This is a genomic window from Colwellia sp. BRX8-5, assembly GCF_014077325.1.
Lineage (GTDB): Bacteria > Pseudomonadota > Gammaproteobacteria > Enterobacterales > Alteromonadaceae > Colwellia_A.
In genome coordinates, this window is sequence record NZ_JACGVR010000016.1 from 48763 (window position 1) to 66738 (window position 17976).

General features: G+C 38.6%; 18 protein-coding genes. 13 read left to right on the top strand and 5 right to left on the bottom strand.

What is annotated here, in order from left to right; translation table 11 throughout:
- Positions 1 to 7 precede the first annotated feature (7 nt).
- From rsmE to ruvX, 4 genes are all read left to right on the top strand, one after another.
- Positions 8 to 769: a 16S rRNA (uracil(1498)-N(3))-methyltransferase gene (gene rsmE, locus H4J62_RS12015; RefSeq protein ID WP_182213953.1), complete on the top strand. Its 762-nt coding sequence runs from the start codon at positions 8 to 10 to the stop codon at positions 767 to 769.
- Positions 770 to 793: 24 nt separating this feature from the next.
- Positions 794 to 1750, top strand: a complete 957-nt coding sequence (gshB, locus tag H4J62_RS12020; protein WP_070374249.1) for a glutathione synthase — start codon at positions 794 to 796, stop codon at positions 1748 to 1750.
- Positions 1751 to 1890: 140 nt separating this feature from the next.
- Positions 1891 to 2445, top strand: coding sequence for a YqgE/AlgH family protein (locus tag H4J62_RS12025; RefSeq protein WP_070374250.1), 555 nt, complete (start codon positions 1891 to 1893; stop codon positions 2443 to 2445).
- 19 nt (positions 2446 to 2464) lie between these two features.
- On the top strand, positions 2465 to 2899 hold the full coding sequence (gene ruvX, locus H4J62_RS12030; protein ID WP_070374251.1) for a Holliday junction resolvase RuvX: 435 nt from the start codon (positions 2465 to 2467) through the stop codon (positions 2897 to 2899).
- A gap of 119 nt (positions 2900 to 3018) precedes the next feature.
- Here the strand turns inward: ruvX and H4J62_RS12035 are convergent, their stop codons facing one another.
- Entirely contained in the window at positions 3019 to 4146 is a 1128-nt protein-coding gene (locus H4J62_RS12035; protein WP_182213955.1) for a PilT/PilU family type 4a pilus ATPase, read from the bottom strand.
- 227 nt (positions 4147 to 4373) lie between these two features.
- Positions 4374 to 5417 (bottom strand): type IV pilus twitching motility protein PilT, encoded by a 1044-nt coding sequence (locus tag H4J62_RS12040; RefSeq protein ID WP_070374253.1) that lies wholly within the window; start codon positions 5415 to 5417, stop codon positions 4374 to 4376.
- Positions 5418 to 5485: 68 nt separating this feature from the next.
- Here H4J62_RS12040 and H4J62_RS12045 point away from each other — a divergent pair, with 68 nt between their 5' ends.
- The 8 genes from H4J62_RS12045 (at position 5486) to H4J62_RS12080 (ending at position 11227) form a co-directional block, all read left to right on the top strand.
- Positions 5486 to 6166, top strand: a complete 681-nt coding sequence (locus tag H4J62_RS12045; RefSeq protein WP_182214126.1) for a YggS family pyridoxal phosphate-dependent enzyme — start codon at positions 5486 to 5488, stop codon at positions 6164 to 6166.
- A 91-nt stretch (positions 6167 to 6257) separates the two neighbouring features.
- A complete protein-coding gene (gene proC, locus H4J62_RS12050) occupies positions 6258 to 7073 on the top strand; it encodes a pyrroline-5-carboxylate reductase (protein WP_070374255.1) in 816 nt (271 codons plus the stop codon).
- A 42-nt stretch (positions 7074 to 7115) separates the two neighbouring features.
- On the top strand, positions 7116 to 7664 hold the full coding sequence (locus tag H4J62_RS12055) for a YggT family protein (protein WP_070374256.1): 549 nt from the start codon (positions 7116 to 7118) through the stop codon (positions 7662 to 7664).
- Between the two features lie 94 nt (positions 7665 to 7758).
- A complete protein-coding gene (locus H4J62_RS12060) occupies positions 7759 to 8199 on the top strand; it encodes a DUF4426 domain-containing protein (protein ID WP_259364766.1) in 441 nt (146 codons plus the stop codon).
- Positions 8200 to 8284: 85 nt separating this feature from the next.
- On the top strand, positions 8285 to 8878 hold the full coding sequence (locus H4J62_RS12065; RefSeq protein WP_182213957.1) for an XTP/dITP diphosphatase: 594 nt from the start codon (positions 8285 to 8287) through the stop codon (positions 8876 to 8878).
- A 2-nt stretch (positions 8879 to 8880) separates the two neighbouring features.
- Complete coding sequence (hemW, locus tag H4J62_RS12070) at positions 8881 to 10029, top strand: radical SAM family heme chaperone HemW (protein WP_182213959.1); 1149 nt, start codon at positions 8881 to 8883, stop codon at positions 10027 to 10029.
- A 2-nt stretch (positions 10030 to 10031) separates the two neighbouring features.
- Complete coding sequence (gene tadA / locus H4J62_RS12075) at positions 10032 to 10544, top strand: tRNA adenosine(34) deaminase TadA (RefSeq protein WP_182213961.1); 513 nt, start codon at positions 10032 to 10034, stop codon at positions 10542 to 10544.
- A 44-nt stretch (positions 10545 to 10588) separates the two neighbouring features.
- Complete coding sequence (locus tag H4J62_RS12080) at positions 10589 to 11227, top strand: lytic transglycosylase domain-containing protein (protein ID WP_182213963.1); 639 nt, start codon at positions 10589 to 10591, stop codon at positions 11225 to 11227.
- Here H4J62_RS12080 and H4J62_RS12085 read toward each other — a convergent pair.
- Both H4J62_RS12085 and H4J62_RS12090 read right to left on the bottom strand, forming a co-directional pair.
- The gene (locus tag H4J62_RS12085; RefSeq protein WP_182214130.1) at positions 11183 to 11797 is read right to left on the bottom strand and encodes a MarR family transcriptional regulator; all 615 of its coding nucleotides are present in this window, start codon (positions 11795 to 11797) and stop codon (positions 11183 to 11185) included. The two genes, H4J62_RS12080 and H4J62_RS12085, sit on opposite strands and share 45 nt — an antisense overlap.
- A gap of 5 nt (positions 11798 to 11802) precedes the next feature.
- Positions 11803 to 12477, bottom strand: a complete 675-nt coding sequence (locus tag H4J62_RS12090) for a nitroreductase family protein (RefSeq protein ID WP_182213965.1) — start codon at positions 12475 to 12477, stop codon at positions 11803 to 11805.
- Positions 12478 to 12853: 376 nt separating this feature from the next.
- On the opposite strand from H4J62_RS12090, the gene H4J62_RS12095 reads away from it, so the two are divergent.
- Positions 12854 to 13744 carry a universal stress protein gene (locus H4J62_RS12095; RefSeq protein WP_182213967.1) on the top strand — a complete coding sequence of 297 codons (891 nt, stop codon included), beginning with the start codon at positions 12854 to 12856 and terminating at the stop codon, positions 13742 to 13744.
- Positions 13745 to 13887: 143 nt separating this feature from the next.
- Here H4J62_RS12095 and purL read toward each other — a convergent pair whose 3' ends face one another.
- Positions 13888 to 17814, bottom strand: coding sequence for a phosphoribosylformylglycinamidine synthase (gene purL, locus H4J62_RS12100; protein WP_182214132.1), 3927 nt, complete (start codon positions 17812 to 17814; stop codon positions 13888 to 13890).
- Positions 17815 to 17976: the final 162 nt, after the last annotated feature.

The following is a 17976-nucleotide window of genomic DNA, read 5'->3' on the forward strand; positions in this document are numbered from 1 at the left end:
AATAAAAATGAGCAATCCTAGAATTTTTCAGCAACAATCATTTTCTGTTGGCGACACTATTACTTTAAGTGAAGATGCCTTTGGCCATACCATAAGAGTTCTGCGTTTAAAAAGTGGTGATGATTTAACCCTTTTTAATGGCGAATTAAACCAAGGTGTACTTGGCGATTATCAAGCTGAAATAACTGACGTTAGTAAAAAAAATGCCCAAGTCATTATAAAATCGTTCAGCGAAAAAAATGTTGAATCACCATTAAATATTCATTTAGGGCAAGGTATTTCACGTGGCGACCGAATGGACTTTACCTTACAAAAATCGGTTGAGCTGGGTGTTAACACCATTACCCCGCTATTTACCGAACGTTGCGGAGTAAAGCTAAACGGCGATCGCTTACAGAAAAAAATAGACCAATGGCAAAAAATAGTGGTCAGTGCTTGTGAACAAAGTGGCCGTTGTTCGGTCCCTATTGTTATGCCTGCTGTTTATTTAGATGAATGGCTAACTCAACAAACTGCTTCATTAAAACTAAATTTACACCCAAAAGCGCAATACTCAATAATGAATTTGCCTGAAAAAAACATCAATGATTCAAATCAGCGAGTGCGTTTACTTATTGGTCCAGAAGGCGGTTTAAGTGATGATGAAATTAAACGAGCCAATCAAGCCTCTTTTGTTGATGTTTTATTAGGACCAAGAATATTAAGAACAGAAACGGCAGCATTAACGGCAATTACCGCATTGCAATGCCGCTTTGGCGATATTAATTAGTAACGAACACATTAGGAAATAAAGATGACAATTAAACTTGGCGTAGTAATGGACCCTATTTCACAGGTCAATGTAAAGAAAGATTCATCTATGGCGATGATGTTCGAAGCTCAAAAGCGCGGTTACGAAATTTATTACATGGAAATGAAAGATTTATACCTTGATCAAGGACAATGCCGTGCCACAGCACAAAAATTAAAGGTTTTTGACGATCCTCAACATTGGTATGAACTAGACGAAGTAAACGACATAGCTGTTTCAGAACTTGACGCGGTTTTAATGCGTAAAGATCCTCCTTTTGATACCGAATTTATCTACGCGACCTACATGCTTGAGCGTGCAGAAGTTGAAGGCACATTAATTGTAAACAAACCACAAAGCTTGCGTGACTGTAACGAAAAACTTTTCACCGCTTGGTTTGCAGAGTTGACACCACGTACCTTAGTGACACGTAACAATGATAAAATTCGTGAATTTCATCAAAAAGAAAAAGACATTATTATTAAGCCACTTGATGGCATGGGCGGTGCGTCAATTTTTCGTATAAAAGAAAATGATGCTAATGTCGGTGTTATATTAGAAACACTCACCAACCACGGTAATCAATACGCCATGGTGCAAGAATTCATGCCTGAAATTAAAGATGGTGATAAACGTATTCTTATTGTTAACGGTGAACCTATGCCTTATTGCCTTGCACGTATCCCTGCACAAGGTGAAACGCGTGGTAATCTAGCTGCCGGTGGCCGTGGTGAAGCAAGACCCCTTAGTGCTACCGATAGGTTAATTGCTGAAACTATTGCACCAGAATTGAAGAAACGTGGTCTATACTTTGTTGGGTTAGATGTTATTGGTGACAAAGTTACCGAAATTAACGTTACCAGTCCCACCTGTATCCGAGAAATTGAAGCTGCATATCCTATTAATATCAGTGGAAAATTAATGGATGCAATAGAAGAAAATATTCGTCCTAGAGTATAAATATTTTAGTTATATTTTTTACCATTTAAAGTTATGAGTCTCTACTAGCGGTGATCCTTTGAAATAAACGATCACCATACCTCTATAAAAACAATGATACATAGAGTTTGTTTAAAACTTAAAGTGTAAAAGGTGATGGTATGGAAAGCTTAGAAAATCAACTATTAATTGCAATGCCTGCATTAGACGATGCCTATTTTAATAAAACCGTAACTTATATTTGTGAGCACAATGAAGAAGGCGCTATGGGTCTTATTATTAACTTACCCGTTAACGTCACTTTAAACGAATTGCTCATCCAGATAGATGCTAAAAAAGAACAAGCACCTGAGTTAGGTCAACAAGTGCTAACCGGAGGTCCTGTTTCTCAAGACCGAGGTTTTGTTCTACATAGCCCACAAGATTGCTGGAAACAATCGTTATCGCTAAGTAAAGAGGTCATGATCACCACCTCTAAAGATATTTTAATGGCGTTAGGAACAGAAGGTGCGCCTGAAAAATATATGGTTACCTTAGGTTATGCTGGTTGGGGGCCTGGTCAATTAGAAGAAGAAATAAAAACTAACGCCTGGCTTTTAACCCCTGCCGATGGTGATATTGTTTTTAATACACCGATTGAGCAGCGCTGGAAAAAAGCCACAGAAAAACTAGGTATTGATATGGCTCATTTATCTACGGATATTGGCCATGCTTAACAACATTGAGGAATAATAAGTGTCAAAAGATGTCGGCCAACGCACCGTTTTAGGTTTTGATTTTGGTAAAAAATATATTGGCGTTGCTGTTGGCCAAGAAATGACCGGAAGTGCCTCTCCTTTAGGCTCGATTAGAGCTAAAGAAGGTATTCCTAATGAGATGGAATTAACAAAATTTATTAAAGAATGGCAACCTGACTATTTAGTAGTGGGATTACCCTTAAATATGGATGGTAGTGAGCAACAATTAACCCTTGATGCCAAAAAATTTGGTAACCGCTTATCGAATAAATTCGCCCTGAAGGTAGAATTTCAAGATGAACGTTTAACCACAGCAGATGCCAAAGAACGTTTATTTGCCGCAGGAGGCTATCGTAATTTAAAAAAGGATAATATTGATGCTGAGTCAGCAAGATTAATTATTGAAAGCTATTTTGAAACGCTTTACGACTAGAAAATAGCAATATAGTCAAACCACATAAAGCTCATGCGTCAAGTAGTTTGACTATCTATTGTTACACTGTTCAAGAAACTTAGCTTAACACCTAGCAATGTTTCATAAGTATCTGTTAACTAAATATCTTTAGGGCCAAAACCGTCAATGGTCACGCCACTTAATGCACCGGTGCCTCCTTGCTCATTACTGCGCAACTTAATCATCAAGCGTAAATCATTAGGTGAATCAGCATGATGCAATGCATCAGCATAGTTTATTGAGCCTTTTTGATACAACTCAAACAAAGCACCATCAAAGGTCTGCATGCCAAGTTCTTTAGACTTTTCCATCACTTCTTTAATACTACCAATATCACCTTTTTTAATAAGTTCAGCGATATAAGGCGAGTTAAGTAAGATCTCAATCGCCGCAACACGCCCGTTACCGTCGCAGGTAGGGATCAGTTGCTGAGCGATAATACCGCGTAAATTTAACGCTAAATCAAACAATAACTTGCCATGTTGATCCGCAGGCACTAAATGCATAATACGGTCAATCGCTTGGTTAGCATTATTTGCATGCAAGGTTGCGATACATAAGTGCCCGGTTTCAGCAAAGCTTAACGCATGTTCCATGGTTTCTTGGTTACGGATCTCACCAATTAAGATAACATCGGGTGCTTGGCGTAATGAGCTTTTTAAGGCCGCATCGAAACTTTCAGTGTCTAAGCCAACCTCTCGTTGCGTTACCATACAACGCGCATGTTCATGAACAAATTCAACAGGGTCTTCAATGGTAAGAATATGGCCACGCGAATTTTTATTACGATAACCAATCAATGAAGCCATTGATGTTGATTTACCCGTACCCGTGCCACCAACAAAAAGTACTAAACCGCGCTTTGACATGACTACATCTTTTAAGATTGGCGGTAAACCGAGTTCGTCAGCATCAGGAATTTCTGTGACGATACGTCGGACAACCATACCTGCCATATCGCGTTGCCAAAAGGCTGAAATACGGAAGCGGCCAATGTCGTCAATTGAAATGGCAAAGTTACATTCTTTCTCTTCAGTAAATTGCTTTTTCTGTTTATCGTTCATTGCGTTATGAACAAGCGCTAACGATTCATCGCTTGTTAAAAGGTGATCATCGATTGCTTGTAACTCGCCATTTACTTTCGCGCTTACCGCAAGCTTAGCGGTAACAAACATATCAGAGGCACCTTCTTTTACCATCTTTTGTAATAAGTCATGAAAATTCATTGATCTTTCTCTTATCTTTTAAACCGTAATGTGAAGTAATAGACACCTAGGGTTTGAGCTAGTTTTAAAAACCTCTAAAGTGATTTTAGCGTGCTTTAAAAAGTCTCTAAATTGATTTTTATCCACTGCTTTTTCCATCGCATCTTACTTAGTTATTAAGCCTCTATTCACTAGACCTTGTAGACAATAGATACCCATGGTTTGAGCTGGCTTTAGAAACCTCTAAATTAGAAACCTCTAAACTGATTTTTATCAACTGCTTTTTCCATCGCATCTTGTTTAGTTATCAGGCCTCTATTCACTAGACCTTGCAAGCACTGATCCATGGTTTGCATACCATGAGACATACCGGTTTGAATGGCACTGTACATCTGCGCTATTTTGTCTTCACGAATTAAATTTCTTATTGCAGGAACACCTAACATTATCTCATGAGCGGCAACACGACCCCCACCCACTTTTTTAATCAAGGTTTGTGAAATAACCGCACGAAGTGATTCTGACAACATTGAACGCACCATAGATTTCTCTTCACCGGGGAAAACATCAATGATACGGTCGATGGTTTTTGGTGCAGAGGTTGTATGTAAAGTACCAAAAACTAAGTGGCCGGTTTCCGCCGCTGTCATCGCTAAACGAATGGTTTCTAAGTCGCGCATTTCACCAACAAGAATAACATCAGGGTCTTCACGTAAAGCACTGCGCAGAGCAGCTTCAAAACTTAGTGTATCGCGATGAACCTCACGTTGGTTTATTAAACATTTTTTGTTTTCGTGAACAAACTCAATAGGATCTTCAATGGTAAGAATATGATCGTGTTTGTTGTTATTAATATAATCGACCATAGCCGCTAAAGTGGTTGATTTACCTGAGCCTGTTGGGCCCGTGACTAAAACTAAGCCGCGAGGTATATCAGAAATTTCACGAAAGATATCAGGACAGCCTAAATCATCTAAGGATAATATTTTGCTTGGAATAGTACGAAATACCGCTGCAGGGCCACGATTTTGATTAAAAGCATTGACACGAAAACGTGCTAAATTTGGCACTTCAAAAGAAAAATCGACTTCTAAATTTTCTTCATACTCTTTGCGTTGACGATCATTCATAATATCATAGACCAGAGCATTAACATCTTTCTCGTCAAATGCTGGGATATTGAGTTTACGTACGTCACCGTCAACACGAATTGAAGGCGGAGTGCCTGCAGATAAATGTAGATCAGATGCATTATTTTCCACACTAAAGGCAAGTAATTCGGTAATATCCATAAAAAGACCTCTTAATAATTATTTTTTATAATATAAAGTAAGTTGAAACTAAATTGACACAAAACAATATGACACCCATTAAAGATAATCTTGCTAAGATAAATCTGCAAATTTTTAATGCTTGCGAGCTAGCAAAACGTCCATCTTCACAGGTGACCTTACTCGCGGTAAGTAAAACCAAAACCAGTGCCATGATCGAACAAGCTTATTTAGCGGGCCAACGAGAATTTGGTGAAAACTATATTCAAGAAGCCGTTGAAAAAATAGCAGAATTACAAAGTTTGTCCGACATTACTTGGCATTTTATTGGTCCTATACAGTCAAACAAAACACGATTAATTGCCGATAACTTTGCTTGGGTACATAGTGTTGACCGCATTAAAGTAGCAAAACGCCTTAATGATCATAGGTCTAGCCAAGATACTCCCCTCAACGTTTGTTTACAAGTCAATATTAGTGGCGAAGAAAGCAAGTCTGGCATAGCCGTTAAAGATATTAAAGCGTTAGTTGATTGTATTGAGCATTGCCCACATTTAACCCTGCGCGGCTTAATGGCTATCCCTGAGAAAAATGCCTCGGAACAAAGTTTTGAAAAAATGCAGCAACTATATACGCAATTAAAAAAAGAACATCCTAGTATGGATACTTTATCGATGGGCATGTCAGGTGACTTGAGTGACGCTATTGCCAAAGGTTCGACTATGGTCAGAGTTGGCTCAGCCATTTTTGGCGCTAGAGAAGATAAATAGTTATATTCGGATACAATCTATTTCACTTTCTTTAAGTATAATTCGTTACAATAGTTAAAATATTCACATTCTTATTTATCATAGGTATTTCATGACAAAAATTGCTTTTATTGGCGCTGGTAACATGAATGGCGCAATTATTTCTGGCTTAGTAAACACAGGCTTTGCCGCTCAAGATATTATCGTATCAAATCCTTCACCTGAAAAGCGACTGGCTTTACAAGAGCAACTTGGTATTAAAGAAACAGCAGACAATATCGTTGCGGCTAATTTTGCAGATTTTATTGTACTTGGTGTTAAACCTCACTTTATTGCTGAGGTTTGCCAAAAAATCAGCCAAGAAATTGATATTAGCAACAAGTGCTTTATTTCCGTTGCTGCTGGCTGCACTGTTGCACAAATGCAAAAAGCCTTAGCCAAACCTTGTGGCATTATTCGTACTATGCCCAATACCCCCTCACAGATTGGTTTAGGTGTTACTGGTTTATATGCCGACGAAAATGTTAATACTCAACAAAAACAGGTTGCCGAAGAACTAATGAGTTCGGTAGGTATTATCAAGTGGTTAGCCACTGAAGATGAAATTGACAATATTATCGCGGTTTCTGGCTCAGCGCCTGCCTATTTCTTTTTGTTTATGGAAGCAATGGAAAAACAAGCGATAGCGTTAGGTTTTTCAGCAAAAGAAAGCCGTGAATTAGTACAGCAAACGGCTTTAGGTGCTGCGCAAATGGTGGTCAACAACGATATTCCAATCAGCGAATTACGTGCTAAGGTCACCTCAAAAGGTGGTACAACCAATGCTGCTATTAATTCTTTTATAGATGATGGTTTGGATAAAATAGTAACAAATGCAATGAACAGTGCATTGCATCGCGCTAAAGAAATGGCGCAAAATAACGTTTAATACCGTTTGAATTTTATTAATTATTAAGTTTTGGAGAAGTAGATGGAAGCCATTAATTATTTGCTGAGCTTTGCCTTTGACGCATTATTAATGTTGTTAGTTTTACGTGTATGGTTACAATTGGTCCGTGCTGATTTTTATAACCCGTTAAGCCAGTTTATTGTAAAAGTAACCAACCCAGCCGTTATTCCGCTTCGCCGCGTTATACCTGGTTTTGGTGGTATTGATGTATCAACATTGTTGTTAGCTTTTGCCGTAGCAGCGTTAAAGTTTATTCTTATCCCATTACTTAATGGTGGAGATATCAATATTATTTCGGCGCTATACTTAGGTCTTATCTATTTAATTAAACAAACCGGTGTATTGCTATTTATGTTAATGCTCGTTATGGCATTAATGAGTTGGGTAGTTCAGGGTTATAATCCTACGCAAGCTATTTTCCAGCAGTTAACTGAACCGTTTTTAAAACCGATAAAACGTATTGTACCCAGCATTGGCGGTTTAGACTTATCTATACTTATTGCTTTCTTATTACTAAACGTAATTAATATTTTCCTATCTGGCGCCATTCCAGGTTGGGCAATGCTATAATAACGTAGAAACAATAAAACAGGTTTTGTAATAATTTGGCTATAAAACCTGTCTTATTAAATGTATGGATCATTAAAACAAAAAGGAACACATTATGAAAAATATCTTTCAAACCTGTTTATTTATTATTTTAGTTTCATTGACCCTAGCCAGTAACGTTTTTGCTGAAAACATGAAAAAATTGGGTTCGATGCAAGTTCATTATATGGCAATAAATGCCACATTTTTAACTCCAAAAGTAGCAAAAGCTTATGATATTGAACGTAGTCGTTTTAACGGTTTAATTAATATTTCGGTTTTAGACGATACTAAACCGTCGACGCCAGCTAAAGCAGTAACCATACAAGGAACAGCTCGAAATGATATTGGTCAAATCAAAACCCTTGAATTTGACGAAGTAAAAGAAGGTGATGCTATTTATTATTTAGCACAAGTTAATTACACCAACGAAGAAACCTTTTACTTTGATATCACCATTAGTGACGGCAAAGAAACCCACCAGCTTAAATTCAAACAGAAATTTTATGTTGATTAATCACTAATTGCATACAAATAATTAATATATAAAATCAGGTTTTACCTGATTTTACTTTTTCATTTCTACACGCTCAAGGTACAAAATGTCAACCATCGTATTAGCCACAGGCAACCCAGGTAAAGTTAAAGAGCTTAGCCATTTATTAGCCGCACATAACATTGAAATAAAACCCCAAAGTGAATTTAATGTCAGTGAAGTGGCAGAAACAGGCACTACTTTTGTTGAAAATGCCATCATTAAAGCGCGTCATGCAGCTAAAATAACGGGCTTACCGGCAATCGCTGACGACTCAGGTTTAGAGGTTGATGCATTAAATGGCGCACCGGGGGTTTATTCGGCGCGTTACGCGGGTGAAAACGCTAGTGATAGTGACAATACTGAAAAACTGTTAAAAGCATTAGAGAATATACCTAATGAACTACGTACCGCTCGTTTTCATTGTGTGCTGGTTTATATGAAACACGAGCACGATCCAACGCCGATAATTTGTCATGGCGTTTGGGAAGGCACAATTACCCATGAAAAATTGGGCGAGCAAGGTTTTGGTTATGATCCTATTTTTTGGCAAGAGCTGCAGCAACAAACTTCAGCACAATTGCCTCGCGATTTAAAAAATAGTTTAAGTCACCGCGGCCAAGCACTTGCTAAGCTTGTACAACATTTTGGTGTTAAATAATAATGCTACAAGCGCCCCCGCTTTCTTTATATATCCATATCCCTTGGTGTGTTGAAAAATGCCCATATTGTGATTTTAACTCACATGCTTTGAAATCAGCGGTTCCAGAAGAAGAGTATGTAAAACATCTTATTGATGATTTAGATGCAGATATCGCCAAGTTCTCTCTAAGTGATCGCCCATTACACACTATTTTTATTGGTGGTGGTACACCGAGCTTATTTTCTGCACAGGCGATTGAAAGTTTATTAACCCAAGTCCTTGCGCGCTTCTCACATAAAGATGACATTGAAATAACGTTAGAAGCGAACCCAGGCACCGTTGAAGCTGAAAAGTTTATTGGCTTCTTTAATGGTGGTGTTTCAAGACTATCGATTGGTGTACAAAGTTTTGAATCTGACAAACTAATAAAATTAGGTCGAATTCATGACAGTAACCAAGCAAAAAAAGCAGCCGAGTTGGCTTATTCTTGTGGTATAAAAACCTTTAATCTTGACTTGATGCATGGCTTACCACAGCAAAACATTGCTAACGCCCTTGATGATTTAACCACCGCTATTTCACTGAATCCAACCCATTTATCTTGGTATCAGTTAACAATAGAACCCAATACCGCTTTTCATTCTCGCCCGCCTAAGTTGCCTGAAGACGAAGTACTTTGGGATATTCAAGATCAAGGTATCGCCTTATTAGCTGCCGCGGGTTATCAGCAATACGAAATATCGGCTTACAGTAAACCCGGCTTTGAATGTCAGCATAATATCAATTACTGGCAGTTTGGTGATTATCTGGGCATTGGCTGTGGCTCACATGGCAAAATAACAGATCCACTTAATGGTAAAATTTTCCGTACCATCAAAGTAAAACACCCTAAAGGTTACTTAGACGAGAGTCGTCCACACTTAGATCATTTAGTTGAAGTCAGTGCACAAGAATTACCTTTTGAATATATGATGAACAGACTGCGCTTACATGAACGTTTTAGCTTAACGGAATATCAACAAAGAACAGGCTTATCAATTGAAACTGTCTTACCGACATTGCAAGTCGCTAAACAAAAACAATTGATGCAAGAAAACAATGATGGCACTTGGCAAGTCAGTAAATTAGGTCATCGCTATTTAAATGACTTACTCGAGATGTTTTTATAGTGATGGATAGTGAAGCACAACAAGCATTAGACCAAGTGTTTATGCAACGAGCTTTTGAGCTTGCCCAACAAGCAGAAGCGATTAACGAAATCCCCGTTGGTGCTGTGGTTGTCGCTAATAATCAAGTGATAAGTGAAGGCTACAATCAGTCGATTACACTTAACGACCCATCAGCCCACGCTGAAATGGTTGCGATACGCCGAGCTGGCTTAGCTTTACAAAACTACCGTCTGCTCGACTGTACGCTCTATGTAACATTGGAGCCTTGCCCAATGTGTGCTGGTTTATTGGTACATAGCCGAATTAAACGCGTGGTGTACGCGACGCCAGACTTAAAAACAGGCGCTGCAGGTAGTGCCTTTAATTTATTGTCTGATGAAAAGCATAATCATCAAATTGTGCTGTCTTGTGGCATAATGGCAGAAGAATGTAGCCAATTACTGTCTGCTTTTTTTAAACGCCGCAGAGCTGAGAAAAAAGCGCTAAAACAGCAAGCGAAGTTAGTACAAAAATAAGCGCTATACTCAGTATTATTGTTACTTCAATCTAGAGCGTTTTATTGAAATTATCTTGTGGCTTATTGTTCCTATTTATGTGCTTCACTCATCATGTCATTGCAGAAGATAGTGTGAGAGTTTACCAATATCAATCAGAAAAAGGCATCAGCTCTTTTTCTGATATTCCCCCTAGTACCTCAAGTTATCAACAGGTCAGCATAGGTTGCTTTGCCTGTAAACTTAACGCTATGGTTAACTGGCATAACACGCGTTTATTTATCGATCATTTCAGATCAACCATTAATCAACAGGCAAAGCTTTATAAAATTGACCCTGCCCTTATTCTTGCGGTCATTCATGCCGAATCACACTTTGACCCACAAGCTTTGTCTAAAACTGGCGCACAAGGGCTCATGCAGTTAATGCCGGCAACAGCTAAAGCGTTAGGCGTTAGGAATTCATTCGATGCTAAACAAAATATTAGCGCAGGCAGTAAACATTTAGCACGTTTGATAAGAAAGTACGGTGGTAATATTACGTTAGTTTCAGCGGCCTATAACGCAGGCGAAGGTGCTGTTAAAAGGTATAACGGCGTGCCCCCTTTCCCTGAAACTGAAATTTATGTTGAACGGGTAAAAATTTTACATCAGCGCTATTTAACCCACATCACCACTTCGCCCTTTTTTGTACCAACGAATTAATTCTTTTTGATCGCCAGGAGCATCTTCACCTCGCGCTATTTTAGTGAGCGCTTGTTTCGCTAGTAATTGTTCGACTTTATCTTCAATTTTACTGAGCGTATTATAAAAAGCACTAGTTTCATCAGCGGTTAAAACACTTTCAAGCTCTTTTGAACGCAACTCCATCGCGGTAGTAAGCTGTTGATATAACGCCTTACCTTGGTCATTTAGGGCTAAAATTTTAATGTTTTTACTTTTTTCATCTCGACGAATGTCGATTAAACCTTTTTTATCTAATGCTTTTACTGCACGACTAACATTATAAGAATCAATACGAGATTGATAAGCAATGTCCGCTGATTTAATCGGCATGTATGAGCCAATATTTAATAGAACGCGCATTTCTCTGGGTTCTAGATCACAGAGATCACGAATTTTCCAGTCACGATTTAAAGCGAGTAAATTGCTAACAACCGCGACTCTAAACGGTAAGTGCTTGGTTAAATCTAAGGGTTCAGCTATTTCTTTCGTTAGTCTAAACGCTTTATTTCTGGCAGATATAGTAATGAGAGTACCTCGGGGTTTTAAAATAAGGACTACAAAAAAGTCGCAATTTCATTCAGTGGTTTTTTAACTAAAGCATGCTGAGGCACAGTAGCATCTTCGCTTGGATAGCCGGTAATAAGTAACATATAAGCGCGATCATTTTCTGGACGTCCACACACTTTACTTAAAAAAGACATAGGTTTTGGTGTATGGGTTAGCGTCACTAAACCAGAGGTATGCAAGGCATTAATTAAAAAGCCCGTCGCGATCCCAACAGATTCATGAACATAATAGTTAGTGTTTTTCTCTGTTGAACTTATGCCACCTTTCTTTTGGCTGAATATGGCGATAAGCCATGGTGCATTTTCTAAGTAAGGTTTATTAGCATCTGTGCCGAGCGCTTTTAAAGCACCTAGCCACTCTTCACCTGCTCGGCCTTCATAAAAGCCTCGTTCATGAAATTCAGCCTGTTCTCTAATTTTCTTTTTTATATCGCTACTATGCACAGCGACAAAGTGCCAAGGTTGATGATTAGCACCACTTGGCGCCGTTGCAGCCGCTTTTATACAGTTTTCTATAATCTCTTTAGGCACAGGGCGATCGCTAAAATTGCGAATGCTATGGCGACGCTTTATATCCAAGTAGAAGTTTTCAGAACGCAAGCGCATTTCTTCAACAGGGTATTCAATGTAATCGGTGAGCGGGCTTGAGTCATGATCTTGCATCGAGATTTATCCATTTTATTTAATACCAATAGCTAGCAGGATATAACACTGTACAGATATTGCAAGTGCAACAACAATCATAGTCAGCATGCTATTTTCCGTACCTATATTTTTACACTATTGTCGATAAGTTAAATAAATTGAAATCAAAGCAGTTAAGTAAAATTACGCTTTATAATTAATTTTACAATTAACGCTAATATTTTCAATAAACTAAAATCAACAATTAAAATCTGTATATATGTTCTACTTTTTATGATTATTTTATTATAAATCCTTCCTTTTTAAGTTTAAATAAGTCTTGTGGCTACATAACCTATTTTCATAAATAAACTATATTTAATTATTTGCTTTTAAAGTAACTGGAGACACTTCCATGGATAGCTTCTCAAATATATTAACGCTAGTTAAACCTAGAACGAGCGATTTAATTTCACTAAAAAAATCGATACTTTTGGCTAAAAATAATCACGCTCGCGTCACTGTTTTAGCAACAAAAGAAAAACCTTCTCGCTATCAACGCTGGCTTAATCATAAAACAACGACTGAGTTAGATAATGAAGAAAAAATTAATAGCTTAATTCATCTTGCCAAACAAGAAGGTATTTCTATTAACTATAAAATACGCGAGGATCGCGATCAATTTATCACGCTAAAAAAGCAACTAAAGGAAAATCAGTATGACTTGGTGGTAGCAGAAAACCTAAAAAAAGCACCACACCTTTGGACATTTGAACAAGCAGAGTATACGCATTTATTACGTGTTTCAGATACGTCAGTTTTATTCGTTGGTGACCATCAATGGTTAAATAATGGCAATGTACTAGCGGCTATTGAAACAGAGGAAAATACCGTAACGCATAAAACATTTAATAATGAAATTATTGAAAAATCATCTGATTTAGCAAAACTATTAATGAGTGATATTCATTTGTTTAATTGTTATTTAGAAAGTTGCAGTGTTTCCTTTCAGCCAATGAAGTCAATGAAACAATCTAAAAATCATTTAGATCATCTAACATCATTCGTTAAACCCTATCATTTTAAAGGTGAAAATTTACACGTTGAGGAAGGATTAGCCGATGATATTATTCCATCTTTAGCAAATAAATATAATGCGAATGTTGTGGTTATGGGATATGGGGAACACCAAGGATGGTTATCTAGAATTAAAGGTCACACGCTTGATTATGTTTTAAATAACTTACATTGTGACTTGTTAGCATTAAAGCAATCTAATAACCATGCAAATAAACCACACCACTGAGCAAAAATTATTTTCTTATTAAAACAACCCTATAAATAATTTTCTGATTAAAATAATTTTAGACAAAAAAAATACCGTTCACCTTAAGTGAACGGCATTAAATGGTTAAGTGCTTTATTTTTAACTAGACACACTCAAAAAAATTAACCAATAAAAGCACGCGCATTACGGAACATGCGTACCCAAGGTGAGTCTTCTTGCCATTCATCTGGGTGCCATGAGTTTGCAACCGTTCTAAAAACACGCTCAGGGTGTGGCATCATAATAGTAACACGGCCGTCTGTTGTGGTTAGGGCGGTAATACCGTCTGGCGAGCCGTTCGGGTTAGCTGGGTAAGTTTCAGTAACTTGACCATAGTTATCAACATAACGCATTGAAACCGTGCCAGAATCATTGGCTGCGCCAATGGCTTGTTCAGAACTAAATTCTGCATGACCTTCACCATGAGAAACAGCAATCGGCATACGAGAACCTGACATGCCTTTAAATAATACTGAAGGGCTTTCTTGAATTTCAACTAATGAGAAACGTGCTTCAAAACGTTCAGATTTGTTTTGTACAAAATGTGGCCACGCTGCTGAACCTGGAATAATTTCTTTCAGGTTAGATAACATCTGACAACCATTACAAACACCTAAAGTAAAAGTATCTTGGCGTTCGAAAAAGGCTTTGAACATGGCTTTAGCATCTTTGTTAAACAAGATAGATTTTGCCCAACCTTCGCCAGCACCTAATACATCGCCGTAAGAGAAACCACCACAAGCGACTAAACCGTTAAAGTCAGCTAAATCGGCACGCCCTGATAAAATATCAGACATATGCACGTCAATGGCAACAAAACCAGCACGGTCAAAAGCGGCCGCCATTTCAACATGAGAGTTAACGCCCTGCTCACGCAATATCGCAATTTTAGGGTTAGTGCCCTGCAATGAATCTTGTGCAATTAACTTAGCAACAATATCCTCATTAATATCAAAAGTAAGCTCAGCATGTAAACCTGGGTCTTCGGTATCGTACTTAACATCATGTTCTTGTTGAGCACATTCAGGGTTATCACGCAGTGACTGCATTCTGTAGGTGGTTTGTGCCCAGACGGTACGATAGTAAGTACGAGAATTTTCAAGTACTACCTTGCCATCACGGCTAAAGCGAAGCGTATCTTCGTTATTAATTCGGCCGATATCAGTACAACAATCTAAAATTCCATGAGCCGCTAAAATAGCATCAATCGCTGCAACATCGCTTTCACGAATTTGAATAACAGCGCCGAGCTCTTCATTAAACAATACGTCAATGTCATTACCTGAAACTGAGCTTAATTTTGTTAAATCAATATCAACACCGGTGTGACCAGCAAAAGCCATTTCAACGACAGTTGTGAATAAACCACCATCAGAAATGTCGTGATAAGCAATAAGCTTTTCATCACGAACCAAGGTTTGCATAGCATTAAAGAAGCCTTTTAAGGTTTCAGGACAATCTACATCGGGGGTTTCATTACCCAAGTGCTTATAAACCTGTGCTAAACATGAGCCACCTAAGCGCTTTTTACCTTTTGATAAATCAATAGCTAAAATTCGAGTCTCGCCTTGATCTATTCTTAACTCAGGGGTGACTGTTTTTCGAATATCTTCAACAACACCAAAAGCAGTAATGATTAATGACATAGGTGAAGTGACTGATTTTTCTTCGCCGTTATCTTCCCATTTGGTTTTCATTGACATTGAGTCTTTGCCAACCGGAATAGTTAAGCCAAGTGCAGGACAAAGTTCTTCGCCGATGGCTTTAACCGCTTCGTATAAACCAGCATCTTCACCTGGGTGACCTGCGGGTGACATCCAGTTAGCAGACAATTTAATACGGTTTAAATCACCGATATCTGTACCGGCAATATTAGTTAGTGATTCAGCGACCGCTAAACGAGCAGAAGCGCCAAAGTTTAATAATGCGACAGGTGTACGTTCACCCAAAGACATCGCTTCGCCATGGTAAGAGTCAAGCGCAGAGGCGGTTACACCACAATCGGCGACAGGTACTTGCCAAGGGCCAACCATTTGATCACGATTAACCATACCTGTTACCGAGCGATCGCCAATGGTGATCAGGAACGTTTTTTCTGCAACTGTCGGTAATGACAATATGCGGTCCGCGGCATCCGCTAAGGTAATATCCGTTAAAGAGAACACATCACCCGCTGCTTTAGCTGTGGCGACATCTTTAAATATTTTAGGCGTTTTGCCTAATAAGACTTCAAGCGGCAAATCAATCGGGGTATCGCATTTAGCATTACCAGAAAAATGTGCATCAGTAACCGTTAAGTGTTCCTCTTCGGTTGCACGCCCTACCACTGAGAATGGTGCGCGTTCACGAAGACATATTTGTTCAAACGTTGCTAAATTCTTGTCTGATACTGCAATAACATAACGTTCTTGAGATTCGTTACACCAGATTTCATGAGGAGCCATGCTGCGTTCATCATTAGGAACATTACGCAGTTCAAAAACACCGCCACGACCGCCATCAGACACTAATTCAGGGAATGCATTAGATAAACCACCTGCGCCAACATCATGAATAAAAGCGATAGGGTTGTCTTCGCCAAGCTGCCAACACTTATCGATAACTTCTTGGCAACGACGTTCCATTTCAGGATTTTCACGTTGCACAGAAGCAAAGTCGAGGTTCTCGGCTGATTGGCCAGAAGCCATTGATGATGCTGCTCCGCCACCTAAACCGATATTCATTGCCGGACCACCAAGTGCGATTAAGTGAGCACCAACAATAATTTCACGTTTTTGTACGTGTTCGTCACGAATATTACCCAAACCACCGGCTAGCATGATGGGTTTATGGTAACCACGAACCTCTGAGCCATTAAACGAGTTAACTTCTTCTTCGTAAGTACGGAAATAACCTAAAATAGCTGGACGGCCAAATTCATTATTAAATGCCGCTCCGCCTAAAGGACCTTCCAACATAATGTCTAATGCTGAAACGATACGATCTGGTTTACCAAAATCAGTTTCCCAGGGTTGAACAAAATTAGGAATGCGTAAATTTGATACTGAAAAGCCCACTAAACCTGCTTTGGGCTTGGAACCAATACCTGTCGCGCCTTCATCACGAATTTCACCACCTGAGCCTGTTGCTGCTCCAGGGTAAGGAGAAATAGCTGTTGGGTGATTATGCGTTTCAACTTTCATTAAAATTTGAATGTCTTCGTGATGATAACTATAAACGTTGGTTGCTGGATTAGGGAAGAAACGACCACCTTTATTACCAACCATAACGGCAGCATTATCTTTATAGGCACTTAAGACAAAGTCAGGGTTTATTTCATGGGTATTACGGATCATTTTAAACAGCGACTTCGGCTGTTTAACACCATCAATAGTCCAGTCAGCATTGAATATTTTATGACGACAATGTTCAGAGTTTGCTTGAGCAAACATGTAGAGTTCGATGTCGTGTGGGTTTCTACCTAACTTGGTAAAGTTTTCGAATAAATAATTTACTTCATCTTCTGCTAGCGCTAAGCCTAATTCGACGTTAGCAGCCATTAATGCGTTTTTACCACCATTTTCAATATCTATAACGGTTAATTCACTAGGTTCAGCCGTCGCAAAAAGCGCAGTCGTTGCTGACATCTCAGTAAAGACCGTTTCCATCATTCGATCTGAAATTAAATGATTGAGTTGAGCCTGCTGCTTTGCATCCAAAGGTTTGCTGGTAATATAATAAGCAATACCTCGTTCTAAACGGTTAACTTTCGCTAGACCACAATTATGAGCAATATCTGTTGATTTTGAAGACCAAGGAGAAATAGTACCCGGACGCGGAGTAACCAATAAAAATTGACCAACAGGTTCATGTTCTTCAATGTTTGGTCCATACTTAAGAAGTTGCTGTAAAACTTGAAACTCTTCGTCGCTAAGATCAGCTGAAATATGTGCAAAGTGTGTGAATTCAGCATAAATATCTGTCACAGGAAGTTCTAATTCAGCGCATTGAGCCAATAACTTTTTAACTCGAAAGTCTGAAAGAGCAGGAGCGCCGCGAAGGGTTTTCATCAACATCGTCATAAACGTAATCACCAGTTTAGTTTTATTTTAGTTGCGTTTTCGCAGTTAAAATAATGGAAGAAAAATCGCGCATATTATAGTTTATATAAAGGGTTTTGATAAGCGTTAAAAGATTAACTTAAACAGTTAATCTTGATAATTGATAAAAAG